This window comes from Microbacterium sp. LBN7 (assembly GCF_045690345.1).
Lineage (GTDB): Bacteria > Actinomycetota > Actinomycetes > Actinomycetales > Microbacteriaceae > Microbacterium.
Window position 1 is genome coordinate 3,824,899 of record NZ_CP147856.1, and the last position, 26,231, is coordinate 3,851,129.

At 69.2% G+C, this 26,231-nt stretch carries 33 protein-coding genes; 20 read left to right on the forward strand and 13 right to left on the reverse strand.

Annotated elements, in window-relative coordinates; genetic code table 11:
- The first annotated feature begins 183 nt into the window (after window positions 1-183).
- Genes sufB through LBN7_RS18550 form a run of 7 tightly spaced genes read left to right on the forward strand, consistent with a single transcriptional unit; the run spans window position 184 to window position 6,765 of the window.
- Window positions 184-1,602 carry a Fe-S cluster assembly protein SufB gene (sufB, locus tag LBN7_RS18520; RefSeq protein ID WP_116637045.1) on the forward strand — a complete coding sequence of 473 codons (1,419 nt, stop codon included), beginning with the start codon at window positions 184-186 and terminating at the stop codon, window positions 1,600-1,602.
- On the forward strand, window positions 1,603-2,808 hold the full coding sequence (gene sufD / locus LBN7_RS18525; protein WP_341945282.1) for a Fe-S cluster assembly protein SufD: 1,206 nt from the start codon (window positions 1,603-1,605) through the stop codon (window positions 2,806-2,808).
- Window positions 2,805-3,131, forward strand: coding sequence for a non-heme iron oxygenase ferredoxin subunit (locus LBN7_RS18530; protein WP_116637043.1), 327 nt, complete (start codon window positions 2,805-2,807; stop codon window positions 3,129-3,131). Before sufD ends, LBN7_RS18530 begins: the two co-directional genes overlap by 4 nt.
- Window positions 3,132-3,902, forward strand: coding sequence for a Fe-S cluster assembly ATPase SufC (sufC, locus tag LBN7_RS18535; RefSeq protein ID WP_116637042.1), 771 nt, complete (start codon window positions 3,132-3,134; stop codon window positions 3,900-3,902).
- A 9-nt stretch (window positions 3,903-3,911) separates the two neighbouring features.
- Entirely contained in the window at window positions 3,912-4,241 is a 330-nt protein-coding gene (locus LBN7_RS18540) for a metal-sulfur cluster assembly factor (RefSeq protein WP_116637041.1), read from the forward strand.
- 2 nt (window positions 4,242-4,243) lie between these two features.
- Window positions 4,244-5,398 (forward strand): MalY/PatB family protein, encoded by a 1,155-nt coding sequence (locus tag LBN7_RS18545; RefSeq protein WP_407360459.1) that lies wholly within the window; start codon window positions 4,244-4,246, stop codon window positions 5,396-5,398.
- Window positions 5,395-6,765: an MFS transporter gene (locus LBN7_RS18550; protein ID WP_407360460.1), complete on the forward strand. Its 1,371-nt coding sequence runs from the start codon at window positions 5,395-5,397 to the stop codon at window positions 6,763-6,765. The genes LBN7_RS18545 and LBN7_RS18550 overlap by 4 nt, the downstream gene beginning before the upstream one ends.
- Here the strand turns inward: LBN7_RS18550 and LBN7_RS18555 are convergent.
- A complete protein-coding gene (locus LBN7_RS18555; RefSeq protein ID WP_116634794.1) occupies window positions 6,728-7,312 on the reverse strand; it encodes a TetR family transcriptional regulator in 585 nt (194 codons plus the stop codon). The two genes, LBN7_RS18550 and LBN7_RS18555, sit on opposite strands and share 38 nt — an antisense overlap.
- Window positions 7,313-7,401: 89 nt before the next feature.
- Here LBN7_RS18555 and LBN7_RS18560 point away from each other — a divergent pair, with 89 nt between their 5' ends.
- Together LBN7_RS18560 and LBN7_RS18565 are read left to right on the forward strand one after the other, a co-directional pair.
- Entirely contained in the window at window positions 7,402-8,100 is a 699-nt protein-coding gene (locus tag LBN7_RS18560; RefSeq protein WP_341945286.1) for an ABC transporter ATP-binding protein, read from the forward strand.
- Complete coding sequence (locus LBN7_RS18565) at window positions 8,097-8,690, forward strand: energy-coupling factor transporter transmembrane protein EcfT (RefSeq protein ID WP_341945287.1); 594 nt, start codon at window positions 8,097-8,099, stop codon at window positions 8,688-8,690. Before LBN7_RS18560 ends, LBN7_RS18565 begins: the two co-directional genes overlap by 4 nt.
- Before the next feature lie 4 nt (window positions 8,691-8,694).
- On the opposite strand, the gene LBN7_RS18570 is transcribed toward LBN7_RS18565, so the two are convergent.
- The 4 genes from LBN7_RS18570 to LBN7_RS18585 form a co-directional block, all read right to left on the reverse strand.
- A complete protein-coding gene (locus tag LBN7_RS18570) occupies window positions 8,695-10,005 on the reverse strand; it encodes an acyltransferase family protein (protein ID WP_407360461.1) in 1,311 nt (436 codons plus the stop codon).
- A 98-nt stretch (window positions 10,006-10,103) separates the two neighbouring features.
- Window positions 10,104-10,775 (reverse strand): response regulator transcription factor, encoded by a 672-nt coding sequence (locus tag LBN7_RS18575; RefSeq protein ID WP_116634798.1) that lies wholly within the window; start codon window positions 10,773-10,775, stop codon window positions 10,104-10,106.
- Window positions 10,772-12,016: a sensor histidine kinase gene (locus LBN7_RS18580; protein WP_407360462.1), complete on the reverse strand. Its 1,245-nt coding sequence runs from the start codon at window positions 12,014-12,016 to the stop codon at window positions 10,772-10,774. The genes LBN7_RS18575 and LBN7_RS18580 overlap by 4 nt, the downstream gene beginning before the upstream one ends.
- A gap of 5 nt (window positions 12,017-12,021) precedes the next feature.
- Window positions 12,022-12,639 carry a DedA family protein gene (locus tag LBN7_RS18585; protein ID WP_407360463.1) on the reverse strand — a complete coding sequence of 206 codons (618 nt, stop codon included), beginning with the start codon at window positions 12,637-12,639 and terminating at the stop codon, window positions 12,022-12,024.
- Between the two features lie 163 nt (window positions 12,640-12,802).
- Here LBN7_RS18585 and LBN7_RS18590 point away from each other — a divergent pair, with 163 nt between their 5' ends.
- The 7 genes from LBN7_RS18590 to LBN7_RS18620 are packed head-to-tail and all read left to right on the forward strand — an operon-like array spanning window position 12,803 to window position 17,849.
- The gene (locus LBN7_RS18590) at window positions 12,803-14,401 is read left to right on the forward strand and encodes an ABC-F family ATP-binding cassette domain-containing protein (protein WP_116634801.1); all 1,599 of its coding nucleotides are present in this window, start codon (window positions 12,803-12,805) and stop codon (window positions 14,399-14,401) included.
- A gap of 30 nt (window positions 14,402-14,431) precedes the next feature.
- Complete coding sequence (locus tag LBN7_RS18595) at window positions 14,432-15,016, forward strand: pyridoxamine 5'-phosphate oxidase family protein (protein ID WP_407360464.1); 585 nt, start codon at window positions 14,432-14,434, stop codon at window positions 15,014-15,016.
- A 52-nt stretch (window positions 15,017-15,068) separates the two neighbouring features.
- Window positions 15,069-15,731 (forward strand): HAD family hydrolase, encoded by a 663-nt coding sequence (locus LBN7_RS18600; RefSeq protein ID WP_407360465.1) that lies wholly within the window; start codon window positions 15,069-15,071, stop codon window positions 15,729-15,731.
- Between the two features lie 22 nt (window positions 15,732-15,753).
- Window positions 15,754-16,113: an ArsR/SmtB family transcription factor gene (locus LBN7_RS18605; protein WP_407360466.1), complete on the forward strand. Its 360-nt coding sequence runs from the start codon at window positions 15,754-15,756 to the stop codon at window positions 16,111-16,113.
- Entirely contained in the window at window positions 16,110-16,607 is a 498-nt protein-coding gene (locus LBN7_RS18610) for an SRPBCC family protein (RefSeq protein ID WP_407360467.1), read from the forward strand. Before LBN7_RS18605 ends, LBN7_RS18610 begins: the two co-directional genes overlap by 4 nt.
- A gap of 36 nt (window positions 16,608-16,643) precedes the next feature.
- Window positions 16,644-17,078 (forward strand): cupin domain-containing protein, encoded by a 435-nt coding sequence (locus tag LBN7_RS18615; protein ID WP_407360468.1) that lies wholly within the window; start codon window positions 16,644-16,646, stop codon window positions 17,076-17,078.
- Window positions 17,079-17,081: 3 nt separating this feature from the next.
- Window positions 17,082-17,849 (forward strand): hypothetical protein, encoded by a 768-nt coding sequence (locus LBN7_RS18620; protein ID WP_407360469.1) that lies wholly within the window; start codon window positions 17,082-17,084, stop codon window positions 17,847-17,849.
- Between the two features lie 6 nt (window positions 17,850-17,855).
- Here the strand turns inward: LBN7_RS18620 and LBN7_RS18625 are convergent, their stop codons facing one another.
- The 4 genes from LBN7_RS18625 to LBN7_RS18640 are packed head-to-tail and all read right to left on the reverse strand — an operon-like array spanning window position 17,856 to window position 19,862.
- Window positions 17,856-18,668, reverse strand: coding sequence for an SURF1 family protein (locus tag LBN7_RS18625; protein WP_407360470.1), 813 nt, complete (start codon window positions 18,666-18,668; stop codon window positions 17,856-17,858).
- Window positions 18,665-18,859, reverse strand: a complete 195-nt coding sequence (locus LBN7_RS18630) for a hypothetical protein (protein ID WP_407360471.1) — start codon at window positions 18,857-18,859, stop codon at window positions 18,665-18,667. The genes LBN7_RS18625 and LBN7_RS18630 overlap by 4 nt, the downstream gene beginning before the upstream one ends.
- Window positions 18,856-19,206 (reverse strand): DUF3099 domain-containing protein, encoded by a 351-nt coding sequence (locus LBN7_RS18635; protein WP_116634807.1) that lies wholly within the window; start codon window positions 19,204-19,206, stop codon window positions 18,856-18,858. The genes LBN7_RS18630 and LBN7_RS18635 overlap by 4 nt, the downstream gene beginning before the upstream one ends.
- Before the next feature lie 50 nt (window positions 19,207-19,256).
- Window positions 19,257-19,862 carry a DUF4190 domain-containing protein gene (locus LBN7_RS18640; RefSeq protein WP_407360472.1) on the reverse strand — a complete coding sequence of 202 codons (606 nt, stop codon included), beginning with the start codon at window positions 19,860-19,862 and terminating at the stop codon, window positions 19,257-19,259.
- A gap of 143 nt (window positions 19,863-20,005) precedes the next feature.
- Here LBN7_RS18640 and LBN7_RS18645 point away from each other — a divergent pair, with 143 nt between their 5' ends.
- Window positions 20,006-20,716 (forward strand): beta-ketoacyl-ACP reductase, encoded by a 711-nt coding sequence (locus LBN7_RS18645; protein WP_045280106.1) that lies wholly within the window; start codon window positions 20,006-20,008, stop codon window positions 20,714-20,716.
- A gap of 24 nt (window positions 20,717-20,740) precedes the next feature.
- Here the strand turns inward: LBN7_RS18645 and LBN7_RS18650 are convergent, their stop codons facing one another.
- Genes LBN7_RS18650 through LBN7_RS18660 form a run of 3 tightly spaced genes read right to left on the reverse strand, consistent with a single transcriptional unit; the run spans window position 20,741 to window position 23,405 of the window.
- Window positions 20,741-21,436, reverse strand: coding sequence for an alpha/beta fold hydrolase (locus LBN7_RS18650; RefSeq protein ID WP_407360473.1), 696 nt, complete (start codon window positions 21,434-21,436; stop codon window positions 20,741-20,743).
- A gap of 41 nt (window positions 21,437-21,477) precedes the next feature.
- A complete protein-coding gene (gene serB / locus LBN7_RS18655; RefSeq protein WP_116634811.1) occupies window positions 21,478-22,113 on the reverse strand; it encodes a phosphoserine phosphatase SerB in 636 nt (211 codons plus the stop codon).
- Between the two features lie 50 nt (window positions 22,114-22,163).
- The gene (locus LBN7_RS18660; RefSeq protein WP_116634812.1) at window positions 22,164-23,405 is read right to left on the reverse strand and encodes a glucose-1-phosphate adenylyltransferase; all 1,242 of its coding nucleotides are present in this window, start codon (window positions 23,403-23,405) and stop codon (window positions 22,164-22,166) included.
- Window positions 23,406-23,475: 70 nt separating this feature from the next.
- Here LBN7_RS18660 and glgA point away from each other — a divergent pair, with 70 nt between their 5' ends.
- The 3 genes from glgA (at window position 23,476) to LBN7_RS18675 (ending at window position 25,832) form a co-directional block, all read left to right on the forward strand.
- Complete coding sequence (glgA, locus tag LBN7_RS18665) at window positions 23,476-24,660, forward strand: glycogen synthase (protein WP_341945303.1); 1,185 nt, start codon at window positions 23,476-23,478, stop codon at window positions 24,658-24,660.
- A 17-nt stretch (window positions 24,661-24,677) separates the two neighbouring features.
- The gene (locus LBN7_RS18670; RefSeq protein ID WP_116634814.1) at window positions 24,678-25,463 is read left to right on the forward strand and encodes an ABC transporter ATP-binding protein; all 786 of its coding nucleotides are present in this window, start codon (window positions 24,678-24,680) and stop codon (window positions 25,461-25,463) included.
- Between the two features lie 111 nt (window positions 25,464-25,574).
- Entirely contained in the window at window positions 25,575-25,832 is a 258-nt protein-coding gene (locus tag LBN7_RS18675) for a type B 50S ribosomal protein L31 (protein ID WP_021200734.1), read from the forward strand.
- Window positions 25,833-25,898: 66 nt separating this feature from the next.
- Here the strand turns inward: LBN7_RS18675 and LBN7_RS18680 are convergent, their stop codons facing one another.
- Window positions 25,899-26,183 (reverse strand): hypothetical protein, encoded by a 285-nt coding sequence (locus LBN7_RS18680; protein WP_341945304.1) that lies wholly within the window; start codon window positions 26,181-26,183, stop codon window positions 25,899-25,901.
- Window positions 26,184-26,231 lie beyond the last annotated feature (48 nt).

Below are 26,231 nucleotides of genomic sequence, written 5' to 3' on the forward strand. Positions count from 1 at the left end.
AACCTGTAGAATCGGATTGTTGCGATGAGCGCTGACAGCGCTGAAGCATCGACAACAGTTTAGGCGCGAAGAACGCGCCGGTGATGAGGGCCCAACCAACGGCACACACTCCCGCAGACTCGACGGGGATCACGTGTGCCGGGGCGGATGACACCGTTTCGGGACCTGTGAGGAGAGTATGAGATGTCGGATGTGCTGATCGACCGCCCAGAGCTGGACAGCCTGGGGGTGTACGAGTTCGGCTGGCACGATGAGGATGCCGCCGGAGCCATTGCGAAACGCGGGATCTCCGAAGAGGTGGTCCGCGGCATCTCGGGACTCAAGCACGAGCCCGAATGGATGCTGAAGACCCGTCTCAAGGGATACCAGCTCTTCGGCAAGAAGCCGATGCCGACCTGGGGTGCAGACCTCAGCGAGATCGACTTCGACAACATCAAGTACTTCGTGCGCTCGACCGAGAAGCAGGCGCAGTCCTGGGAAGACCTCCCGGCTGAGATCCGCGAGACATACGAGCGCCTCGGCATCCCCGAGGCCGAGCGTCAGCGCCTCGTCGCGGGCGTCGCCGCGCAGTACGAGTCCGAGGTCGTGTACCACCAGATCCGCGAGGACCTGGAGGAGCAGGGCGTCATCTTCATGGACACCGACACGGCACTCCGTGAGCACCCCGAGTTCTTCGAGGAATACTTCGGAACCGTCATCCCGGCCGGCGACAACAAGTTCGCCGCGCTGAACACCGCCGTCTGGTCGGGAGGCTCGTTCGTCTACGTCCCCAAGGGCGTGCACGTCGAGATCCCGCTGCAGGCCTACTTCCGGATCAACACCGAGAACATGGGCCAGTTCGAGCGGACCCTGATCATCGCCGACGAGGACAGCTACGTCCACTACATCGAGGGCTGCACCGCCCCGATCTACAAATCGGACTCGCTGCACTCGGCCGTGGTCGAGATCATCGTGAAGAAGAACGCCCGCGTGCGTTACACGACGATCCAGAACTGGTCGAACAACGTCTACAACCTCGTCACCAAGCGTGCCGTCGCCCACGAGGGCGCGACCATGGAGTGGGTCGACGGCAACATCGGCTCCAAGGTGACGATGAAGTACCCGTCGATCTACCTGATGGGCGAGCACGCCAAGGGCGAGACGCTCTCCGTCGCCTTCGCCGGCCCCGGCCAGCACCAGGACGCCGGCGCGAAGATGATCCACATGGCTCCGTACACGCAGTCGTCGATCGTCTCGAAGTCGATCGCCCGCGGCGGCGGACGCGCCGGATACCGCGGCGAGGTCCGCGTGGATGCCAACGCGCATCACTCCGCGAACACGGTGCGCTGCGACGCGCTCCTGGTCGACACGAAGTCCCGCTCGGACACCTACCCGGCGATCGACATCCGCGTCGACGACGTGCAGCTCGGCCACGAGGCCACGGTCTCGAAGGTCAGCGAGGAGCAGCTGTTCTACCTGCAGTCCCGAGGCATGCCCGAGGACGAGGCGATGGCGATGATCGTGCGCGGCTTCATCGAGCCGATCGCGCGCGAACTGCCGATGGAGTACGCGATGGAGTTGAACAAGCTCATCGAGATGGGCATGGAAGGCAGTGTCGGCTAGATGACGGCTCAGGCTACGGCGTCCGCAGGGACGCAGGATACGAACGCGCACATCGACCCGGCAGCGCAGGTCGCCGCCGCGGGCTTCGTCCCGGTGCAGACCCGCTCCGAGCGGCCGCACTCCTTCGAGCCCGCCGACTTCGGCGCGCCGACGGGGCGCGAGGTCAACTGGAAGCACACGCCCGTCGCGAAGCTGGCGCCGCTGTTCGCGGTGGCGTCGCCGAACGACGGCGTCCGCTACGACTTCAGCGCGGGGGAGCAGTACGTCTCGACCCCGCTCGCGGCCGGTGACGCTCCGCGCGGCGAGGTCTTCCTCGCCGAGGACGTGACGGCGGCGGTCGCCTGGCAGGGTGCCGCCGAGGCGCTCCACGTGCGGATCCCGCGCGAGGAGGAGGTGGCGGAGCCCGTCTTCGTCTCGATCACGGGTCTCGGCGCCGATCGCCGGGCCGATGCGCACATCGTCATCGAGGCTCTCGAGCACAGCTCGGCGACCGTCGTGCTCCAGCACTCCGGCTCGGCGCAGTACGCGCAGAACGTCGAGATCATCGTCCGCGACGGCGCGAAGCTCACGGTCATCAGCCTGCAGCAGTGGCAGGACGACGCCGTGCACGCGTCCGCCCACCAGGCCCGCGTCGGAGCGGATGCGACTCTCAAGCACTTCGTCGTCAGCTTCGGCGGCGGCGTTGTCCGGGTCAATCCGAACGTCGAGCTCGCCGGTGCCGGCTCCGAGGGGTATCTCTACGGCCTCTCCTACGCGGATGCCGGACAGCACCTCGAGAGCCAGGTGTACCTGCACCACAAGGGACCGCACACCAAGGGCGACGTGCTCTACAAGGGCGCCCTCCAGGGTGCCGGAGCGCACAGCGTATGGATCGGCGACGTGCTGATCGGCGCCGATGCCAACGGCACCGACTCCTACGAGGCGAACCGCAACCTGGTGCTCACCGAGGGCGCACGCGCCGACTCGATCCCGAACCTCGAGATCGAGACCGGCGACATCCTCGGCGCCGGACACGCGAGTGCCACCGGTCGCTTCGACGACGAGCAGCTGTTCTACCTGCAGGCGCGCGGCATCTCCGAGGAGGAGGCGCGCCGACTGGTCGTGCTCGGCTTCCTGACCGACATCGTGCAGCGCCTCGGCATCCCGGCTCTGGAGACCGAGCTGCTCGACGCGATCGAGGTCGAGCTCGCGGCGGTCGACGCATGACCGCCGAGCGCGTGTGCGGCGTCGCCGACCTCGAGCAGGACACGCCGCTGCGCGTCGATCCCGCCGGCGTGCCGATCACGGTGATCAAGGACGGCGACGGCGTCATCCACGCCATCGGCGACGTCTGCACCCATGGCGACATCTCGCTCTCCGAGGGCTTCGTCGAAGGTGACACGGTGGAGTGCTGGGCCCATGGCTCCGCCTTCTCGCTGCTCACCGGCAAGCCCCAGAACCTCCCCGCTTATGAGCCCGTCCCGGTCTACGTCGTCGAGATCGACGGCGACGACGTGCTCATCGACCCGACCGTGACGAAGGAAGTCTGAATGTCTGTTCTCGAGATCCGCGACCTGTTTGTGACGGTCGAGACCGAGTCGGGGACCACCCCGATCCTCAACGGAATCACCCTCACCATGAACACCGGTGAGACGCACGCGATCATGGGCCCCAACGGCTCGGGCAAGTCGACGCTCGCCTACACGATCGCCGGGCACCCCAAGTACACCGTGACCTCCGGTTCCATCACCTTCGACGGTGAGGACGTGCTCGCGATGAGCGTCGACGAGCGCGCCCGTGCGGGTCTGTTCCTCGCGATGCAGTACCCGGTGGAGATCCCCGGCGTCACCGTGACGAACTTCCTGCGTACGGCCAAGACGGCTCTCGACGGCGAGGCGCCGGCGATCCGCGGCTGGACCAAGGACGTCAAGGCGGCCATGTCCAACCTGCGCATGGACCCGAAGTTCGCGCAGCGCAACGTCAACGAGGGGTTCTCGGGCGGCGAGAAGAAGCGCCACGAGATCCTGCAGCTCGAGGTGCTCAAGCCGAAGTTCGCGATCCTCGACGAGACCGACTCCGGCCTCGACGTCGACGCGCTGAAGATCGTCTCCGAGGGTGTCAACCGCGCCAAGGAGAACACCGGCCTCGGTGTGCTGCTCATCACGCACTACACCCGCATCCTCCGCTACATCCGTCCGGACTACGTGCACGTCGTCGTCGCCGGGAAGATCGTCGAAGAGGGCGGACCCGAGCTCGCCGACCGGCTCGAGGACGAGGGATACGACCGTTTCCTCGACCCCGCCGCCCCCATCGAGGCGTAGGCTGGCCGCATGACCGCGACGCTCACCGACCAGAAGTACGACGAGGTCACCGAGGCCCTGAAAGACGTCATGGATCCCGAGCTCGGGATCAACGTCGTCGACCTCGGTCTGATCTACGACCTCGCCTGGGATGACGAGAACGACGCTCTCGTCATCCACATGACGCTCACGAGCGCGGGCTGCCCCCTGACCGACGTCCTCGAGGAGCAGACCGCCGAGGCGCTGGACAACGTCGTGGATCGCTTCCGCATCAACTGGGTGTGGATGCCGCCGTGGGGCCCGGAGAAGATCACCGATGACGGTCGCGACATGATGCGCGCCCTCGGCTTCGCGATCTAGGAATGCTCCGGGTCACGGCCCTGCCCCTGGCAGAGCTCCGCGAGCGCAGCAGCGAGAAGTGGCGGGAGTACCCCGCCGACGTCCTGCCGCTGTTCGTCGCGGAGACCGACTTCCCGCTGGCACCCGCCATCACGGCGGCGCTGCAGCGCGCCGTCGAGATCGGCGACACCGGGTATGTGGCCTCGCGGACGCCGCTCGCCGAGTCGTTCGCCGCGTTCGCCGGGCGTCGCTACGGGTGGGAGCCCGACCCTGCCCGCATGCGGAGCACGGCTGATGTGAGCATGGGGATCGTGGAGATCCTCCGCCGCGTCACACAGCCCGGCGACCGTGTCGTCGTCACGCCTCCGGTCTATCCGCCGTTCTACGAGCTCGTCGCCGAGGCCGGTGCGGAGGTCATCCGCGTTCCGCTGCGGGACACCGGGACGACGTGGGAGCTCGACCTCGACGGCATCCGCGCTGCCTTCGAAGACGGTGCGACCGCGATCCTGCTCTGCAACCCGCACAACCCGACCGGCACGGTGCACGACCGCGACGCGCTGACCGCTCTCGCCGAGATCGCGGAGGAGTTCGGTGCCGTGGTCGTCTCCGACGAGATCCACGGTCCGCTGGCGCAGCCGGGGACGGGGTTCACGCCGTTCCTGACGGCGGGTGACGCGGCACAGCGCGTCGGCTATGCGGTCGTGAGTGCGAGCAAGGCGTTCAATCTCGCCGGGCTCAAGTGCGCCCTGATGGTCACCGCCGACGATGCGACGACCTCTGTCGTGCGCAGCCTCCCGGTCGAGGTCGAGTGGCGCACGGGGCAGTTCGGCCTCCTCGCCGCGGTGGCCGCGTTCTCCGAGGAGAGCGACGAATGGCTCGACGGGCTCCTGCGCACGCTCGACGAGAACCGCGTGCTCCTGGAGGATCTCCTCGCTGCGCGCCTGCCCGACGCGCGCTACCGCATCCCCGACGCCGGTTACCTCGCCTGGATCGACCTGTCGGCGCTGGAGTGGGGCGAGAACCCCGCGCGACGCATCCTGAAGGACGCCAGGGTCGCACTGCTTTTCGGCCCGGCCTTCGGCGCGGAGGGCGCCGGACACGTGCGCCTGAACTTCGGAACCAGTCCCGAGATCATCACCGAGGCCATCGAGCGCATCGCGGCGCTCGTCGGCCGATGACGCCGGAGGGGACCGTCGCATCGATCTGGGATCGCGATCGCATCTGGGTGACACTCGGAGCGGTCGCCCTGATCTTCCTCGCGGCGATCGAGGCCCTCGCAGTCACGACCGTCATGCCCGTGGTCAGCGAAGCGCTCGACGGGCAGTCGCTCTACGCTGTCGCGTTCGCCGGCACCCTGGCGACGAGCGTGATCGGCATGGTCGCGGCCGGGGCCTGGTCCGACGCGCGCGGGCCGCGCGGCGCCCTCTACGTCGCTGTGACGCTTTTCGTCGTCGGCCTCCTCATCTCGGGCCTCGCGACGACCATGCACCAGTTCCTCGTCGGCCGGCTCGTGCAGGGACTCGGAACAGGGGGTCAGACCGTCGCGCTCTACGTCGTGGTGGCCCGACTGTACCCCGCGCATCTGCACGGCCGCATCTTCGCGGCGTTCGCCGCGGCGTGGGTGGTGCCCTCTATGATCGGCCCGTTCCTCGCCGGTGCCGTCGCGGAGTACCTGGACTGGCGCTGGGCGTTCCTCGGCGTCGCGGTGCTGACAGCGGCGGCCTTCCTGATGATCGCGGTGCGTCTCCGCGGCGTCGATCTCGGTCACGGCGAGCCTCAGGACGGGCGCGCACTGATCACCCGACTGCTGCTCGCGGTCGTGGTCGCCGTGCTCGCCGTGGTGATCGGTTTCTCCGCCGACATGGATCCCGTCGTCGGGTGGCCCGTCGCGCTCGGCGCGGTCGTCGTGATCGCCTTCGCCGTGCTCCCGCTGGTGCCGCGCCGCACGCTCCGCGCCGGCCCCGGACTGCCGAGCGTCGTGCTCATGCGCGGTATCGCCGCGGGAGCGTTCTTCGCAGCCGAGGCGTACATCCCGTATCTGCTGATGGAGCGGTACGCGTTCACGGCCACCTGGGCCGGTGTCGCGCTGATGCTGGCCGCGTTCGCCTGGGCGGGGGCATCCGCGCTGCAGGGGCGCTACGGGGAGCGTCTCGGAAACCACCGCATCACCCTGATCAGTCTCGGCCTGATCCTCGTGGCGATGGCGTGCGTGCTCGTCGCTGCGCTGACGGGTGTCACCCCGGTCGTCGTGATCGTCGGCTGGGCGTTCGCCGGGGGAGGGATGGGCCTGCTGTACCCCCGCCTGACGGTGCTCACCCTGGCATACTCCGACGAGACCAATCAGGGGTTCAACTCCTCCGCGCTGTCGATCTCGGATGCCACGGGATCAGCGGTGGCCATCGCCCTCGCCGGACTCGGCATCGCGACGCTCGGCGGCGGGGCGGGTGCCTTCGGGGCTGTCTTCGCCTTCGGGATCGCGCTCGTGCTGCTCGCGGTGGTTCCCGGGCTCAGGCTCGGTCACGCGGCGGAGTCGCCGCAGCGCTGACCTCCCCGGCGAGGGCGGTGACGCCGAGATCGAAGACGCGGTCCAGTCCCGCGGTCACGTCGGTCTCGTCCCCGCCGAGCAGGGCGCCGTGGCTGTCGGCGTGCATGCGCTGCTGCACGAGCGTGGCGTGTCCGAGGACGAAGTGCAGGATCGCAACAGCGCGCTGCTCGGCATCCGTCGCGCCCTCGCTCTCGAGGGCTCTCATGAGGGCGGACTGCGCCGGAGACGAGCCGAGCCGGAGGGCGTAGGTGCTGAGGACGAGCTCCGCGCCGTCGCGGTGGGCGAAGAGCGCGTCGCGGATGCCCCGGGCCGTCGCGAGAACGTCGGACCCGCCGCCGGGGATGACGGCGGTGATCCGATCGGCGAGATCGGCGAGGAGCTCCTGCTTGCTGGCGAAGTGCCAGTACAGGGCGCTGGGCTGTACGTCGAGTCGTCCGGCGATGCGCCGCATGGAGAGATCGGCGAGACCCACCTCGTCGAGCAGAGCGAGAGCCGTACGCGCGACGCTCTCACGGTCATGCCGTGCTGGATTGGGTTCGGGGGTCATGCTCTCACTATAGTGAACAGCGTTCAGGTGAACGGTGTTCAGGTGATGCCCGCGTCGAGCGCGGTGCGCTGTGGAGGAGGGGACCGCGGATGACGGAGAGCGTGACGACGGCGATCGCGGAGATCTCGGTCGATCGTGTGTCGGTCGAGTTCGACGGTCGCGCCGTGCTCGACGACGTGACGGTGGAACTCACGGCGCCCACCATCGCCGTGATCGGAGCGAACGGCTCGGGCAAGTCGACGTTCGCACGTCTGCTCAACGGACTCGTCGCCCCCACCGCCGGGCGGGTGACCGTGGACGGGCTCGATACGGTTCGCGACCGTGCGCAGGTGCGCCGTCGTGTCGGCTTCGTGTTCGCCAACCCGGATGCACAGATCCTCATGCCCACCCCCGCGGAGGACCTCGCGCTCTCGCTCCGCGGAACGCCACGAGATCAGGCCGCGCTGCGCGTCAGGGAGACCCTCGCCGCACACGGACTCGCCGGCCATGCCGATGTCCCGGCGTCGGCGCTGTCCGGCGGGCAGAAGCAGATGCTCGCCCTGGCATCGGTCCTCATCACGGAGCCCCGACTGATCGTGGCGGACGAGCCGACCACGCTCCTCGATCTGCGGAACGCGCGCCGGATCGGGGATCTGCTTCTCGCGCAGTCGGCGCAGGTCGTGCTCGTGACCCATGATCTCGAACTGGCCGCCCGGTGCCACACGGCCGTGCTCTTCGAGGAGGGGCGCGTGATCGCGTCCGGCGCCCCGAAGGACGTCATCGAGGCGTATCGCCGAGGCTGCGGATGATCTCGCTGCATCGACCGGGCTCGAGCCTTCTCCACCGTGCGCCGGCCGGCGCGAAGCTCGGCATCCTCGCGGTGTCCGCGCTGGCGCTCTCGCTGTATCCGCATGACCCGCTGAGCATCGGCATCGCTCTGCTCGTGTCGTTCGGACTGTACGGCGTCGCCGGCTTCGGGCCTCGCGTCCTCGCCGCCGAGCTCTGGCGTCTGCGGTGGATCGTCCTGGTGCTCGCTGCCGCGCTGGCGATCTTCGTGTCGCCGGCCGCGGCCTGGATCAGCACCGGCCGTGTCATCGCGCTCCTGCTGCTGGCGAGCCTCCTGACGCTCACCACGCCGATGTCCGCGCTTCTCGACGTCCTGCGTCGGCTCCTGCATCCGCTCCGCCGTCTCGGCGTCGACCCGGATGCTGTGGCGATGACGATCTCGCTCACGCTCACGATGATCCCGGTGGTCGCGGGGTTCGCCGAGCGCGTGCGCGAGGCGGGGCAGGCGCGCGGGGTGCGACTCGGGCCGCGCGCGATCGTTCCGATGCTCGTGCTCGCCCTCCGGCATGCCGACGATGTCGGCGACGCGCTGGCGGCTCGCGGCATCGCCTGACTTCTCACGCGATCGCGAAGTCCGCACGGGTGGGCACCGCGTCGCTCGGAGTGCGCCGAGCGAGACGCAGGGACGCGGCGAGGAGGGCGACCGCGATCATCGCCGTCGCCACGGAGGTGCCGAGGACCAGGAGCATCACGATGCCGATCAGCCCCAGCAGCGTGCCCAGTGCGAGACCGCGCGTCGACCGGGTCGGCTCCGGCGCGGTCTGCGTCTCGAACCGGGTGAAAGCGAGCGCGACCACCGCTGTGAAGGCGAGGGTCGCAGCGAGCCAGAGAGGACGCCCGGCCCACCAGTCCGCGCTGTCGAGCGCGGGGAGTGCGGCGCCGGTGAGCAGTGCGAAGGCTGCCGTGAATCCGGCCATGGCGAGCAGGATCGGCATGTGCCACAGGTAGATCGTCATTGCGCGTCGCGTCACGAATCCGGTGAAGGCCGCCGGCAGGGGACGTCGGCTGAGGCGCTCGATCCGGTCGCGGTGCAGCGAGAGGGCACCGGTGTGCGCCACGCCGACGAGCAGCAGCGCCGCCGTGGGCGGGTTGATGTTCGCGATGAGATCGGGAGAGTACACGCCGGTGAGGAAGGTGACGGCCAGGAGCGCGACCGCTCCCACGACGGCGAGCGTGCGGGTGCGCCGGCTGAGGGCATCGATACGGCCGTCGGCGAGGAAGAATCCCAGCTGCTGAAGGGCCATCCAGACGAAGGCGAGGTTCAGGAAGCCCAGGCCCTCGATGCCGCTGGCGGCGCGCAGCGCGTCCACGAGCACGGATGCCGCGGCCAGTGCTCCGATGGTCGTGAACGGGGCACGCTCGTGCGCGGCTGCGAGGACGGGCAGCAGCGCCTGGCAGAGGACGAAGACCCCGAGGAACCAGAGCGGCTGGCCGTAGCGGAAGCCGGCGGTGGCGATGAGATCGGCCGGGACGCCGATCACCGTGAGCACGGCGAGGGCGAAGCCGACGACGACCACGGTGAAGATCGCCGGTCGCAGCAGGCGATGGATGCGTCCGGCGACGAAGTCGGTCGCGGTCCCGCCGCGCTGCCGCAGGCGCCGATACGCCAGGAGACCCGAGAACCCTCCGATCACGAAGAAGAGCGGCATCACCTGGAGCACCCAGCTCAGCGGCGCGATCCATGCCGTGCCGTCGCTGGCGTTCTCGAAGAGCGGCCCCGCATCGGTGACCGTGACCCCGACCATGAGGGCGTGGAGCAGTACGACTCCCAGGACGCAGAGGGCCCGGATGAGGTCGATCCCCGTGTCGCGCGACGCGCGTGGCGGGGGAGTGGGAGTCGCCGTGCGCGGCGCCTGGGCGATGGTCATGAGTCCTCCTCGGGAGCGGTGTTCCCGAAGACTATGGACGCGGTGAGCGCTGCGGCATCACCCTCCGGTGCCGTTCTCTCCCCCTACCGGAGGATGAGTCAGGAGGACGGCTCGACGAGCCCGGTGTCGTACGCGAGGATCACGGCGTGCACGCGGTCGCGCAGGTTCAGCTTCGCGAGGACCTTGCCGACATGGGTCTTGACCGTCTGCTCGGCGATGAACAGGTCGGCGGCGATCTCGGTGTTCGAGCGCCCCTTGCCGATGAGCACGAGCACTTCGCGCTCACGCTCGGTGAGCTCGGCCAGCGCCGTGGTGGCCTTCGGGCTTCGCGGCCGGCGCCCGGCGAACTGCTCGATCATGCGCCGGGTGACACTCGGGGCGAGCAGCGCGTCGCCACCCGCGACCACGCGCACCGCGTGCACGAGCTCCTCCGGCAGAGCGTCCTTGAGCAGGAAGCCGCTGGCCCCGGCCTCCAGCGCGTCGTAGACGTAGTCGTCGATGTCGAAGGTGGTGAGCATGAGGATCCGCGGCACATGCGCCGCAGGATACGACGGGCCGAGGATGCGTCGGGTGGCTTCGATGCCGTCCATCTCCGGCATCCGCACGTCCATCAGGATCACGTCCGGGTCGACGCGGGCCGCCAGCGTCACAGCCTCGGCGCCGGTGGCGGCCTGCCCCGTGACACGGATGCCCTCGTGGGCATCCAGCAGCGCGGCGAATCCGGCGCGGACCATGGCCTGGTCGTCGGCGATGAGCACGCTGATCGTCACGTGATCTCCTTCTCGGTGGTGAGGGCGTCGCCGACGGGGAGCGACGCCTCGACGGTCCAGCCTCCGTCGTCGTCAGGGCCGGCGGAGAGGCTGCCGCCGAGCAGCTCGGAGCGTTCCCGCATGCCACGGAGGCCGTAGCCCGTGCCATGGCTCTCCGGGGTGCGCGGGGGCGCGGCGTTGTGCACGCGGATGCGGATCGTCGCGGCATCCGCGTGCAGCCGTACGCTGATGCGCGCACCCGGCGCATGACGCACCGCGTTGCTCAGGGCTTCCTGGATGATGCGGAAGGTGGCGATCTGCACGGCTGGGTTCGCTGCGGACGCGGCGTCTCCGCCCTCGATCACCAGGCCGACCTCGACGCCGGCGCGACGGATGCTGTCGATCAGGGCCGGAACATCGTCGATGCCCTGCTGCGGGGTGAGTTCGGCGCTCTGGTCCTCGGTGCGGAGCACGCCGAGCATCCGTCGCATCTCGGTGAGCGACGCTCTCGCCGTCGCCGCGATGTCCTCGAACTCGGCTGTCGCGGCCTCGCCGATCTCCGGGAGGCGGTAGCGTGCGGTCGATGCCTGCACCTGGATCACCGACATGCTGTGGGCCACCACGTCGTGGAGCTCACGGGCGATGCGGGTGCGCTCCTCGACGAGCGCGCGACGCGAACCTTCCAGAGCGCTGTGCTCCTTCTCGCGCGACAGCTCGGCCGAGACACGCAGTCGGCCGGACACGAGCGCCGCGATCAGGAGCATCGCCGCCGCGATCGATGAGGTCACGATCAGATCGGCGGTCGCGCTTCCGGCGGAGCCGGCCGTCGCGACCATGTCCGGACGGAGAAGAGGTGCGGTGAGCGACGCGATCACGCCGATGATCAGGGGGAATGCCCCGATCCGCGCGCCGTGCACGAACGTCACGACCCCGACGAACAGGACGAACGTCAGGAGAGCGGGAACCGACCATGGCCAGGGCGAATGGGTCGCGAGCTCCGGGACGACGAGGAGCGGAAGGACGAAGGCGGCGGCGCAGAAGAGCGCGATGGCCCAGCGCGGGTGGGCGATCGCGAGGAGCGGCGACACGCAGAGGGCGGCGCCGAGGATGAACGACAGGGGGAGCGGCGTACCGAGGAGGAGGGTCTGGAGGGGGACGAGGGTCGAGTACAGCGCGATGCTCGCCACGCACAGCGCAGCGAGCGCAGCGGTGCGCCGACTGATCCGCGGACGGCGCGGGGGGCGCTCTCTGCGTCGTGCCATGTCTGTCATCCTGCCAGTTGGGGAACGGTCTCGCGCCGTCGACGGGCGGCGGCGACCCGGTCGATCACCACTCCGATCGCGAGGGCGATGACGATGCCGAGCCCGGCGCTGAGGAGCGGCTGATCCTTGATCCAGGCGCCGGCGAGCAGACCGATGGCGAGGCTGAAGATGCTCCAGCTGAGTCCGGCGATCAGACTCAGGGGCCCGAAGCGTCGCCACGGGAAGCCGAGCGCGCCGGCGGACATGTTGACGGCGACTCGGCCGACGGGGATGTATCGCGCGCCCAGGATCAGGACAGCGCTGCGACGGTCCAGCGCGGTCTGCGCATGCGCGAATGCGGCGGCGACCCGTGGTCGGCGCATCCAGGCGAAGCGGGTCGTCCCGAGCCGGCGTCCGATCGCGAAGGCGATGTTGTCGCCGATCGCGGCTCCGACGGCGCCGATCGCGCCGAGGAGCAGCAGGTTCCCGTCACCCGAGGATGCGGCCACTGCCGCCGCCGCGACCAGCACCGTCTCGCTCGGCACCGGAGGGAAGAACCCGTCGACGATCGTCACGACCAACAGCACGAGGTACAGCCAGGGGGAGGCGATGGCCTGCATGATGAGCTCGTTGAGGATGTCCACTCCTGCACGCTACGGAGCGCGTGCCGGTGCGGGCATCCCTCTCCGGTATCGTCCCTCTCACTCTCGGGACTGATCTTCCTGACCGGCGCTCCCTGCTGCGCCGCTTATACTGGGAGGCTGGCCGTCGGCCGACTCTCTCCCCTTGAACGAACGGACATCCGCTGTGCTTGCCGTGCACGACCTCGAGATCCGCGTTGGCGCGCGCCTGCTCATGGAGAACGTCTCCTTCCGCGTCGCCGACGGCGACAAGATCGGACTCGTCGGTCGCAACGGCGCAGGGAAGACCACGCTGACCAAGGTGCTCGCCGGCGACGTGCTGCCGTCCGGTGGCAGCGTGACGCGCTCGGGCGAGCTCGGCTACCTGCCGCAGGATCCGCGTTCCGGCAATCCGGAGGATCTCGCGCGAACGCGCATCCTCGATGCTCGCGGCCTCGGCCAGCTGAACCTCGGGATGACCGAGGCGTCGCTCGCCATGGGGTCCGACGACCCCGCGGTCGCGGCGAAGGCGATGAAGCGCTACGCCTCCCTGACGGAGAAGTTCGAGGCGCAGGGCGGGTACGCCGCCGAGGCCCAGGCCGCCTCCATCGCGCACAACCTGTCCCTCCCCGATCGCATCCTCGATCAGCCGCTCTCGACGCTCTCCGGCGGTCAACGCCGGCGCATCGAGCTCGCACGCATCCTGTTCTCGGACGCGCAGACGATGATCCTCGATGAGCCGACCAACCACCTCGACGCGGACAGCGTCGTCTGGCTGCGCGAGTTCCTCAAGGGGTACAAGGGCGGACTGATCGTCATCAGCCACGATGTCGAGCTCGTCGGCGAGACCGTGAACCGGGTGTTCTACCTCGACGCCAACCGTCAGGTCATCGACACCTACAACATGAACTGGAAGAACTACCTGCGCCAGCGGGTGGCCGACGAGGAGCGTCGCAAGAAGGAGCGCGCCAACGCCGAGAAGAAGGCGACGACCCTGCAGCAGCAGGCCGCGCGCTTCGGCGCCAAGGCCTCCAAGGCCGCGGCCGCCCACCAGATGGTGGCGCGTGCCGAGAAGCTGCTCGCGGGTCTCGAGGATGTCCGGCAGGAAGACCGCGTCGCGAAGCTGCGGTTCCCGAAGCCCGCCCCGTGCGGCAAGACCCCGATGATGGCCTCCGGTCTGTCGAAGTCCTACGGCTCGCTCGAGATCTTCACGGATGTCGACCTCGCGATCGACCGCGGCTCGAAGGTCGTGGTGCTGGGGCTCAACGGTGCCGGCAAGACGACCCTGCTGCGGATGCTCGCCGGAGTCGACCAGCCCGACACCGGGCAGCTCGAGCCCGGACACGGGCTCAAGGTCGGCTACTACGCGCAGGAGCACGAGAACCTCGATGTGAATCGCTCGGTGCTGGAGAACATGGTCTCCGCGGCTCCGCACATCACCGAGACCGAGGCGCGCAAGGTTCTCGGCTCGTTCCTGTTCACCGGTGACGACGTGCTGAAGCCTGCAGGCGTCCTGTCCGGCGGAGAGAAGACGCGTCTGTCTCTCGCGACCCTCGTCGTGTCGTCGGCGAACCTGCTCCTGCTCGACGAGCCCACGAACAACCTTGATCCCGCGTCGCGCGAGGAGATCCTCGGAGCCCTCGCGCACTACGAGGGGGCCGTCGTGCTGGTCTCGCACGACCCCGGTGCCGTGCAGTCGCTGAACCCGGAGCGCGTGCTGATCCTCCCCGACGGCGTCGAGGACATCTGGAGCCAGGAGTATCAGGACCTCATCGAGCTGGCCTGACCGCTCGCAGGGCGTGGCATAGTCGACAGGGTGACGTTCGACGATCAGGACCGTGAGCTGCTCCCTCTGAACGACTGGCTCCGCGGTCGCCATGCACTGACCGGAGTCGCGCCGGAGTGGGATCTCGACGCCGTGCCCGCGGAGCCGACAGAACTCTTCCGGGAGTGGTTGCTGCGGGCGGATGCCGACGGCGTCGCCGAGCCGCATGCCGCCACCCTCGCGACGGTCGACGCCGCGGGCGTCCCGGATGCGCGGACGTTGATCCTGAAGGGGATCGACGCGGGCGGATGGGCCTTCGCCAGCACCCGTTCGTCGCGCAAGGGCGCGCAGCTCGCCGATTCGCCGGCCGCGGCGCTGAACTTCTGGTGGCAGCCGCAGGTGCGCGCTGTTCGGGTGCGCGGGCGCGTGGAGGAGGCGACCGCCGAGGAGAGCGCGGCGGACCTCGCGGCGCGATCGGTCGCGGCGCAGGCGGGTGTCGCAGCGGGGGACTGGGTGCGCTGGCGTGTCATCCCGTCGCGGATCGAGTTCTGGCAGGGATCCCGCGACCGCCGGCACACGCGAGTGGTCTACGAGTCCGTCGGCGACGGCTGGCGGCACTCGATCGCCCGGGACTGATCGGGACGAAGGGGTACGGGCCGGTGTCGGCGACCCTCGCTAGCGTGAACGGATGAGTCTCGCCCACATCCGCGCAGTCTGCTGGGACTGGAACGGCACCCTGCTCGACGACGCGGAGATCTGCCGCCAGGTCATGAACACGGTGCTCGTCGACCACGGGCGTGAGCCCCTGGCCGATCTGGAGGCCTATCGGTCCGTCTTCCGGTTCCCGATCCGGGAGTTCTACCGCTCAGTCGGCGTCGGCGACGATCGTTTCGTCACTGCGGCGTCCACGTACCTGGCCCGACTCGCGATGCGAGTCGTGGAGCCACGGCTCCACGAGGGTGCACTCCGCACCGTTCGCGGCATCGGCCGGCTCGGGGTCCGGCAGGTTCTCGCCTCGGCGACCGTGTCCGACGCGCTCGCCCGGCAGATGGCGCCCCATGGTCTGGATCGCCTGTTCGAAGCGGTCCTCGCCATCGATGATCCGTATCGAGCGTCGAAGCACGAGGTCATCCGCGGCTGGCTGACGACGTCCGGCCTGGAGCCGGCAGACGTCCTGATCATCGGGGACACGAATCACGACCACGAGATAGCCGAGGATCTCGGGACCGAGTTCCTCCACTTCGAAGCGGGCCACGGGATCCGCTCCGGCGAGGCGCGACGGATCTCCGCGCTCGATGAGCTGCTTGCCCTGCTCGGGCCGCCGCGGCATCTCGCCCTCGACAAAGCGTAACCAATCGGTTACTCTTTTGCTCATGGACGGAGCTCGAGCGATCGCGGACCCGGTGCGACGGGAGATCCTCGAGCTGGTCAGCGATGCGCCTCTCCCGGCCGGGAGCATCGCCGCGCATTTCTCGATCAGCCGACCTGCCGTGAGCAAGCATCTGCGCGTGCTCGTCGAGTGCGGCGTGGTCGAGGCGACCGTGTCGGGGCGGCAGCGGATCTACGCGCTGCGCTCCGAGCCGCTCGTCGAGGTCGCGACCTACCTCGACCGCCTTCTCGGGGCGCCCTTCGACGCCCGATTGGACGCCCTGGAGACCGAGGTCGCACGAGCAAGGCGTCAGCGCAGGGCCCGACCGCCATCCGAATCGAGCATCAGAGGAGAGACAGCATGAACGCACCCGCACCGACCGGACGGCTGGTCCCCGCCGCAGACGGACACGACCTGGTCTTCGCCCGGACGCTGCCCGGATCGCTGGAGGACTCCTGGGCGAGCATCACGGAACCGGAACGCACAGCCCGGTGGATCGGCGCCTGGGAGGGTGAGGGAGCGGTCGGCGCGACGATCAGGCTCCGTCTCGGCTTCGAGGAGGAGTCGCCCTGGGCAGACGTCCGCATCACCGAGTGCGATCGGCCACGACGGCTCCGGGTGCTGTCGATCGATGAGGCAGGAGCCTGGGATGTCTCGATGGAGCTGACGCCCGCCGGTGAGCGCACGGAGCTGCGCTTCACCATGCACGCCGTGGACGCCACGACGATCGGCGACGTCGGCCCGGGATGGGAGTGGTACCTCGATCAGCTGATCGCCTCGATGTCCGATGCTCCGCTGCCGCCGTTCGAGGACTACTACCCCGCGCAGCGCGAGTACTTCGCGGCGCTGGCGCGCTGAACAGGAGATCATCCGATGTCGGAGGAGGAGAGAAGCGTGAGCGGATATCAGGTGGTGGAGATCGGGGCTCTCGACGAGTGGCGGGGGCACCACGGCGGCTTCGACGAGACGCGGTCGCGGGACGGGCGTCGGGTCGTCGACCACGGGCTGACGATGCAGTACATCGGGATGACGGCGAATGCGCTCGTACCCGGTGAGGAGGCCGGCTACTGGCACGTGCATCGGAAGATCGAGGAGGTCTACGTCTTCCTCGCCGGGCGCGGTCAGATGGGACTCGACGACGACGTCGTCGAGGTGGGTCCGGGAACCGTGATCCGAGTCGGCCAGGGCGTCGCTCGCACGTGGCGAGCCCGCCCGGACAGCCACGGCGAGCTGCGTTGGCTCTGCCTCCGCGCGGGCGGCGAAGAGCTGCCCCACCTCCCCGACGACAGCTCGCGACTGCCCGAGAAGCCGATGCCCTGGGCGGACTGAAGCATGGACGAGACCCTCGCAGCCGCGCCACCGCGGTCCCCGGACTTCAGCGATGACTTCCGGGACGGACTCGATACGGAGAAGTGGATCGCCCACTACCTGCCGCAGTGGACGGTCTCCGAGCGGTCGGAAGCGCGGTATCGGATCACCGAGTCCGGGCTGGAGCTCCGGATCGACGCCGAACAGCTCGATTGGCGCGAGGAGGATGCTCCGATGCGCGTGTCGAACCTGCAGACCGCTGTCTTCTCGGGTGCGGTCGGGTCGATGCGCGGGACCCATCGCCATCGCGCCGATGGGCTCGAGGTGCGGACGGCGACGCCGACGCGCATCCTGTTCGCTCCGTCGCGAGGACGCGTCGATCTGACTGTCGCTGCGAGCACAGACGACGGATGCATGCTCGCGGCCTGGCTCGTCGGAACGGAGCACCTCGCCGAGACCGACTCGGGCGAGATCTGCATCTTCGAGATCGACGCCGACGCCGTCTCTGCGGCGACGCGGGCGCGGACCGGCATCAAGGCACACCATGACCCGCGGCTCACGACCGACATGGCCGAGATCGTGCTCCCGTTCGATGCGAGCGCGCCTCACACGTGGACAGTGATCTGGGGCGACGGAGAGACCACGATCGGATGCGAAGGGCGCGTGCTCCGCCGCATGCCGCAGGCACCGGAGTATCCGATGATGCTGCTGATCGATCTCTTCGAGGTCGGCGCGCCCTCGGGCACGTACCCCAAGACCGCCGTCATCTCCGAGGTCAGGGCCTGGAACTGATCGACGTCAGCGTGCGTCGAGCAGCTCGTCCTCGACGTCGGCATCCTTGTCGCGGCGACGCGTCTTCCTGACCGGTGCCGGAGCATCCTCCAGCTCTTCCCGATGCTTCACGATCTCGGTGCGGATGATGTAGCCGATGAACACGAAGCCCATCAGCGCGAACAGGATCCACTGGATCGCATAGGAGAGGTGCGGGCCGGGATCGTCGGTGGGGGAGTCGAACCCGCCCAGCGCCGCGTCGGCGGCAGGGGTCTCGCTGATGAGCTGGCCATAGGCGCCGGTGATCACGTCGCCATCCACGAGCTCGGCGATCGTCGGCAGATTGATCGTCGGGACCTGACCCTCCGGCGCACCGCGGCCGGATGCCGGGACCTGCTCGCTCTGGCGCAGTCGCGCAATCACAGTGGTCTCGCCCATGGGAGGTGCGGGCACCGCGTCGGGGGCGTCGCCGTCGCCCGGCGGCACCCAGCCGCGGTCCACGATGAACACGCGACCGTCGGCGTCGCGGAACGGCACCAGCACCTCGAAGGCGCTCGTGCCCCCGTGCGGACGGTTGCGCACCAGCAGCTGCTGATCGGCGAGATACTCGCCCTGCAGAATGACCGGATGCCACTGGTCGCCCGGTTCGAGCACGCCGTCGTCGCCGATGAGGTCGGCCAGCGGCACGGGGTCGGCGTCGTAGTTCCGCTCGATGAGCGCGATCTGCTCGGAGCGGGACTCGTTGCGCTCGAACTGCCAGTTCGACAGGAAGGCGCAGGCGACCGCGAAGCCGATCGCGACGAGCACATACACGCCCCACCGGGTCATCCTCTTGCTCATGCAGGGACACCGTCCCGCACGGTCACCGGGAAGTCCCGCGCGGCCAGGTAATCCCGCAGGAACTCGACGTGCTCGTCGCACGCGAGCCAGATCTTCTCGCGGTCAGCGGCGTGGATGCGGGGATTCCGCCAGACCACGCTCCTGGTCGCCGCGCGCCGGCATCCGGCGCGCGAGCATTCGAGTGCGGTCACGATCCGTCCTGCCGGCTTTCGCGGATCGTGAACACCGTCGGATCCGTGGTCTCGACGACCGTCGGCTCCGGTCGCGGTGCTTCCAGCTCCTGGACGGGGGATTCCGCGGTGGTCTCGGTGCTGTCGCTTCCCGCGTTCGCGAACACTACGGCGATGTACGGCAGCACCGCGGCGGCGATCCCGAAGACCCACGTGTACCAGCCGTACGGCTGGACCAGCACCATCAGCGCGAAGCAGGCGATGCGGATGGTCATCGTGAGCGCGTAGCGGCGCACACGATGGTCAGCCTCATCCCGCGGGGACTGCGGGAGGGAGGTGACAGCCGGGACCTGACGCGCGTTCTTCACGATGAGTCCAGCCTACGCCGGTGCGGGATGCACGGCGTGCGGTATCGCGCTCAGCTGGAGAAGAGGAACGGGATCGTGAACGCGCCGAAGAAGAGCAGGCTGATGACGATCGTGAACAGCAGCAGCGCCACGACCACGTAGCCGGTGATCAGGCCGGCGAATGCCATGCCACGGCCGCCGAGCGCCGGATTGCGCTTGGTCTGACCGAGTGCCATGTGACCGGTGATCACTGCGACGATCGACGCCAGCATCGGGACGACGGCCCAGAACAGGACGATCCCGGCGATGCCGCAGACCAGCGAGGTGATCGCCAGGCCGCTCGTCGGTCGCGCGGCGGGCATGGGGTAGCCCGGGGTGAGGTACGGTGCGTAGCCGGGCTGCTGCGGCGGAAGCTGAGCGGGAGCGGCCCCGTACCCCTGCGGGGCGGGCGGTGCGCTGTAGACGGGCTGACTCGGGGCGACCGCGTAGCCCGGCTGCGGCGCGGCGGCGGGCGGTGCCGGGTATCCGACGGGAGGCGGGGGCGCCTGACCGTACGACGGCGCGGCTCCTGGATACGCCTGCACGGGCTGCGCGGGCGGCAGAGCCGGATGCGCGGGCGGCGGGGGCGGGGAGACCGGCTGTTCGCCGGCGGGGGGAGGGAAGCTGTTGTCGCTCACGCGGAGGCCCTTTCGTCACGTTCAGAGTTCCAGGGCGGACTGCTCGTGTCAAACGCCTCGCCTGGGTCTGCGGGGCATCCTCGATAGGATCGATCACGGCTCGGACGCTCCGAGACCGCCGGTTCAGATCAGGAGTGATACCCATGAGTGCTCAGCGCGTCGTCCTCGTCACCGGAGGCAACCGCGGCATCGGCCGCGCGATCGCCGAGCGCTTCGTCCGTGACGGCTACCGCGTCGCCGTCACCGCGCGATCCGGGGAGGGCCCGGAGGGCACGCTCACCGTCCGCGCCGACGTGACGGATGCCGCCGCGCTCGATGCCGCGTTCACCGAGGTGGAGCAGCAGCTCGGTCCGGTCGAGATCGTCGTCGCGAACGCGGGGATCACGAAGGACACCCTGCTGCTGCGCATGAGCGAGGACGACTTCGACAGCGTCGTCGCGACCAACCTCGGTGGCACCTTCCGTGTCGTGAAGCGCGCATCGAAGGGCATGCTCCGCGCTCGCTTCGGTCGCGTCATCCTCATCTCGAGCGTCGTCGGACTCTACGGCTCCGCCGGGCAGGTCAACTACTCGGCCTCGAAGAGCGCCCTGGTCGGCTTCGCCCGTTCGCTCACCCGGGAGCTCGGCGGTCGCGGGATCACCGCGAACGTCGTCGCTCCCGGTTTCATCGAGACCGACATGACCGCCGAGCTCCCGGAGGAGACGCAGAAGCAGTACAAGGCGAACATCCCCGCCGGCCGGTTCGCGACCCCCGACGAGGTCGCGGGCGTCGTCACCTGGCTCGCCGGCGACGACGCCGGGTACATCTCCGGCGCGGTCATCCCGGTGGACGGCGGACTGGGGATGGGGCACTGACCGCGAGCCGCCGGCTCTGAGCCCTCAGCGGGCGACCGCGGCGACGATCAGCTCGCCGAGCTTCACCGGCGCGGAGAACTGCGGCCAGTGGCCGGAGCCGATCTTCACGACCTCTGCGTCATCGATCGCACGGTACTCGTCGGCGTACGGCCCCCACTGGTCGATCATGCCCTCGAACGTCTCCTGATCGAGACCTCCCATGAGGAGCGTCACGGGAACGTGGTGGCGCGCGCTGTCGGCGAGGACGATCTCGTCGGTCGGCACGCGGGCCGGCACGCTGAGCGTCAGGGGAGCGGTGCGAGCGCGCACGGCCGCGTCGAGATCGCTGACGTCTTCGTCGGGGAAGAAGTCCCACCCGGGGAACGGCACGACGCCGTCGACCAGTTCGAACTCGCTGATGCCGTTGCCGGACGGCGGCGGCACGGTGTCGACGAAGATGACACGGCTCACGCGCTCGGGTCGAGCGTCGGCGATGCCCCACGCGACGTTGCCCCCGCCGCTGTGGCCCACCACGACGGCTGCGCCGGGCAGAGCATCGACCGCGCGTGCGGCCGCGTCGACCCAGTCGGCGATGCCGATGCCCGCCGACTCCGCGGCGGGGGCTCCGACACCCGGCAGGGTGAGCGGATGCACGCGGTGCCCCGCCTTCTCGAGCGTCGGGATCACCTCGTCCCAGCTGGAGGCGTCGAGCCAGAGTCCCGGGATGAGGATGATGTCCATTCCCCGACGGTAGCCGGGGTCGCCGACATCCGCCACGGGCGCTACGGCAGCAGCGCGATGACCTCGGCGAGGTCCTGCGGGCCGATGACCAGGCTGGCGGCCTCCCGCACCGCGGGCTTCGCGTTGAAGGCGAGGCCGAGGCCCGCCGCCGCCATCATCTGGAGGTCGTTCGCGCCGTCTCCGATGGCGATCGTCGCGTGCGGCGCGACGCCGAGCTCGATCGCCCACTCCCGCAGGGAGGAGGCCTTCGCCGCCGCATCCACGATGTCGCCGTCGACCTGGCCGGAGAGCGCGCCATCGACGACCGCGAGCCGGTTGGCGCGCCAGCGGTCGACCCCGAGCTCGGGAGCGACGCTGTCGAGGATCTCGTGGAACCCGCCGGAGACCACGCCCACCACGCCACCTCGTGCGTGCACGGCCGCCGTCAGCTCGCGCACGCCCGACGTGGGCTCGATGCGGGCGCGGACGCGGGCGAACGCGGACACGGGTACGCCGGCCAGAGCGGCCACGCGCGAGCGCAGGCTCGCGGCGAAGTCGACCTCGCCGCGCATCGCTGCCTCGGTCGCGGCCTGCACCTCGTCGCGGCGGCCGGCCTCGTCGGCGAGCAGCTCGATCACCTCGTTGCGGATGAGGGTGGAATCGGCATCGAGGACGACGAGGAATCGCGCGGAGGTCACGGCTTCGAGCCTAGCGACCGCGCGGACCGTCTTCGCGCCGCGTGACCGACTCAGCGCTCGATGAAGACGCCCTTGCCGACGACGGTGATCCCCGACTCGGTGACCGTGAACCCGCGCGCGAGGTCGCGCTCGCGATCGACTCCGACGGTCGCACCGTCGGCGAGGACGACGTTCTTGTCGAGGATCGCGCGATGCACCCGCGACCCCTGGCCGAGCTGCACATGGTCGAACACCACGGAGTCCGTGATGGTCGAGCCGCCGCCGGCCAGGGTCCACGGCCCGACCACGCTGCGCTCCAGATGCGTCCCGGAGAGCACGGAGCCGAGCGAGACGATCGAGTCGATGGCGTTCCCGATGCGGCCGACCGAGTCGCGCACGAACTTCGCGGGAGGGGAGTTGACCGCCTGCGAATGGATCGGCCATTCCATGTTGTAGAGGTTGAAGATCGGAAGCGTCGAGATCAGGTCGCGGTGGGCGTCGAAGAACGAGTCGATCGTCCCCACGTCGCGCCAGTACGAGCGGTCGCGCGGCGAGGAGCCGGGAACCTCGTTCTGCTTCATGTCGTAGTAGCCCGCTTCGCCCCGATCGACGAAGTAGGGCACGATGTCGCCGCCCATGTCGTGTCCCGAGGTGGGGGATTCGCCGTCGGCCTCGACCGCGGCTATCAGAGCGTCGGCATCGAAGATGTAGTTGCCCATCGAGGCCAGCACCTCGTGGGGCGAGTCCTCGAGACCGGCGATGTCGGTCGGCTTCTCCAGGAACTGCTTGATCCGGCCCGTCTCGGCATCCGCATCGATCACGCCGAACTGCGAAGCCAGGGCGAGCGGCTGGCGGATGCCGGCGACCGTCGCCTTCGCGCCCGAGGCGATGTGCGCCTCGAGCATCTGTCGGAAGTCCATCCGGTAGACGTGGTCGGCGCCGATGACGACGACGATGTCGGGCTTCTCGTCGTTGATCAGGTTCATGCTCTGCAGGATCGCGTCGGCGGAGCCGGAGAACCAGCGCTTGCCGAGCCGCTGCTGCGCCGGGACGGAGGTCACGTAGGAATCCAGGAGCGCCGACATCCGCCACGTCTGCGAGATGTGGCGATCGAGGCTGTGCGACTTGTACTGCGTGAGCACGACGACCTGGCGGAGGCCGGAGTTTATGAGGTTCGAGATCGCGAAGTCGATCAGTCGGTACTGTCCGCCGAAGGGCACGGCGGGTTTGGCACGATCGGCCGTCAGGGGCATGAGGCGCTTGCCCTCGCCGCCGGCGAGGATGATCCCGAAGACCTTCTTTGGAGCGGACATGGCTCCACCATAGATGCCACTCCTTTCCGGTTCCTAGCGTCTGGACAAGTGAGTCGCTAGCGTCTAATGCATGCGAGTCGAGATGATCACCAAGGAATACCCGCCGGAGATCTATGGCGGGGCCGGTGTGCACGTCGCTGAGCTCGTCACCGCCCTGCGGAAGAGCATCGACGTGCGCGTCCGCGCATTCGGCGCACCGCGCGATGAGGAGGGGACTTTCGCCTATCAGCCGCCCGCGGAGCTCGCCGGGGCGAACGGGGCGCTCCAGACGCTCGGCACCGACCTCGAGATCGTCTCGGCGATCGCCGACGCCGACGTGGTGCACAGCCACACCTGGTACGCGAACTTCGCGGGACATCTGGCATCGCAGCTGCACGGGATCCCGCACGTGCTCACCGCGCACAGCCTCGAGCCGCTGCGTCCGTGGAAGGCCGAGCAGCTCGGCGGCGGCTACGCCGTGTCCAGCGGCATCGAGAAGCTCGCATACGAGAACGCCGCCGCGGTGATCGCCGTCAGCGCGGGGATGCGCGCCGACATCCTGCGCAGCTACCCGCAGGTCGATCCGGCCAAGGTGCGGGTGATCCACAACGGGATCGACGTCGAGCGCTGGCGTCCGGTGCACGATGCCGCGTTCCTCGAGTCGATCGGGATGGATCCCGATCGGCCGTCCGTCGTCTTCGTCGGTCGGATCACGCGGCAGAAAGGACTCCCGTACCTCCTCCAGGCAGCGCGGCTGCTGCCGCCGGAGGTGCAGCTCGTGCTGTGCGCGGGCGCCCCGGACACCCCCGAGATCATGGCCGAGGTGCAGGAGGGCGTCCGCCTGCTGCAGCAGAGCAGGGACGGCGTGATCTGGATCGAGCGGATGCTGCCGCGCGACGAGCTGTCCGCCATCCTGACGGCCGCCACGACGTTCGTCTGCCCCTCCGTGTACGAGCCCCTGGGGATCGTGAACCTCGAGGCCATGGCCTGCGGCGCCGCTGTCGTCGGCACGGCGACCGGCGGCATCCCGGAGGTCGTCGCCGACGGCGTGACCGGACGGCTCGTGCCCATCGAGCAGCTGCAGGACGGCACGGGGACGCCGGTCGATCCGGAGCGCTTCATCGCTGATCTCGCGGCCGTGCTCACCGAGGTCGCGATGGATCCGGAGCGTGCGCGCGAGTACGGCGCTGCCGGACGCGAACGCGCCAGGAGCGACTTCAGCTGGGGCGCGATCGCCGACACCACCCGCGCGCTCTACGCGGAGCTCCTCACCTGAGCCGATAGGCTTGGTGCATGCCGAGCGCTCTGGAATTCACCGACGTCGTCGTGCGCCGTGAGGGACGCAACATCATCGATCACGTGACCTGGGAGGTCGCCGACGACCAGCGATGGGTGATCCTCGGCCCGAACGGCGCAGGCAAGACGACGCTGCTCCAACTGGCCGACACGCTGATGCACCCGACCTCGGGCACGGTCACCGTCCTCGGGGAGACCCTGGGGCGCACCGATGTGTTCGAGGTGCGCCCGCGCATCGGGTTCGCGTCGTCCGCGATGGCCAAGCGGGTCCCGCGCGACGAGACCGTGCTCAACACCGTTCTCACCGCCGCGTACTCCGTGCTCGGACGCTGGAACGAGAACTATGAGGACATCGATGAGCGCCGCGCGCTGCGCGTGCTCGGCGACTGGCGCCTCGCCCACCTCGCGGAGCGCACCTTCGGCACGCTGAGCGACGGCGAGCAGAAGCGCGTGCAGATCGCTCGGGCGGTGATGACCGACCCGGAGCTGCTGCTGCTCGACGAGCCCACCGCGTCGCTCGACCTCGGGTCCCGCGAAGAGCTGCTGGCGCTGCTCAGCGGCTATGCGTCGTCGCCGACGACACCGGCGATGCTCATGGTCACGCACCACGTGGAGGAGATCCCGGTCGGATTCACGCATGTGCTGCTGATCCGCGACGGCGCCGTCGTCGCCGCGGGGCCGATCGCCGAGACGCTCACGGCCGAGACGCTCGGCGACACCTTCGGGATGCCGATCGTGCTGACCAGCGACGAGGGTCGGTACGCCGCGCGCGCCGCGGCCTGACCCTGATTACTGAGCTTCCTCGAACTACTGATAGAATCGACCCTTGGTGCTCTCCGCGCCGCAGACTTCCCTCGTCCCTGGCACAATCCAGGGCAGCAACTAAGGAATCCCATGAAGACTGACATTCACCCCGAGTACAAGGCTGTCGTGTTCCGCGACCTCGGCTCGGGCGAGACCTTCCTCACCCGCTCCACCGTGTCGAGCGACAAGACGATCGAGCTGGACGGCGTGGAGTACCCCGTCATCGACGTCGAGATCTCCTCGGCATCGCACCCGTTCTACACGGGCAAGCAGCGCATCATGGACTCGGCCGGTCGCGTCGAGAAGTTCAACCAGCGCTTCAAGGGCTTCGGCGGCTCGTCCAAGTAAGGACCTCTGCCGCGAAAGGCCCCGTACTCCTCGGAGTGCGGGGCCTTCGTCATGCCCGGGACGGTGTCAGATGTCGATGACGATGCGTCCGCGGTCGATCCTGCTCGGCGGGTCGCCGGGAGACGGCGCCGGTGCGGTCCGCTGCGTCTGCCGGTCCCGCTCCTGACCGGCCTCGTGCGCCGATGGTGACCAGACGGCGTCGAACGCTCCGCCGAGCCCGCCGGCCGTGGCGTTCTCGTACTTCTCCTCGACGGGCTTGCGCGAGAACGTGTGCATCATGCCGATGACGAGCAGTACCGGGCCCAGAAGGAGCACGCCTGCCGCCGTCGCCCACCCCAGCACATCGCTCATACGACCAGGATAGGCAGGCGGTGTCGCGGCGGCATCCGTCTGCGGGAG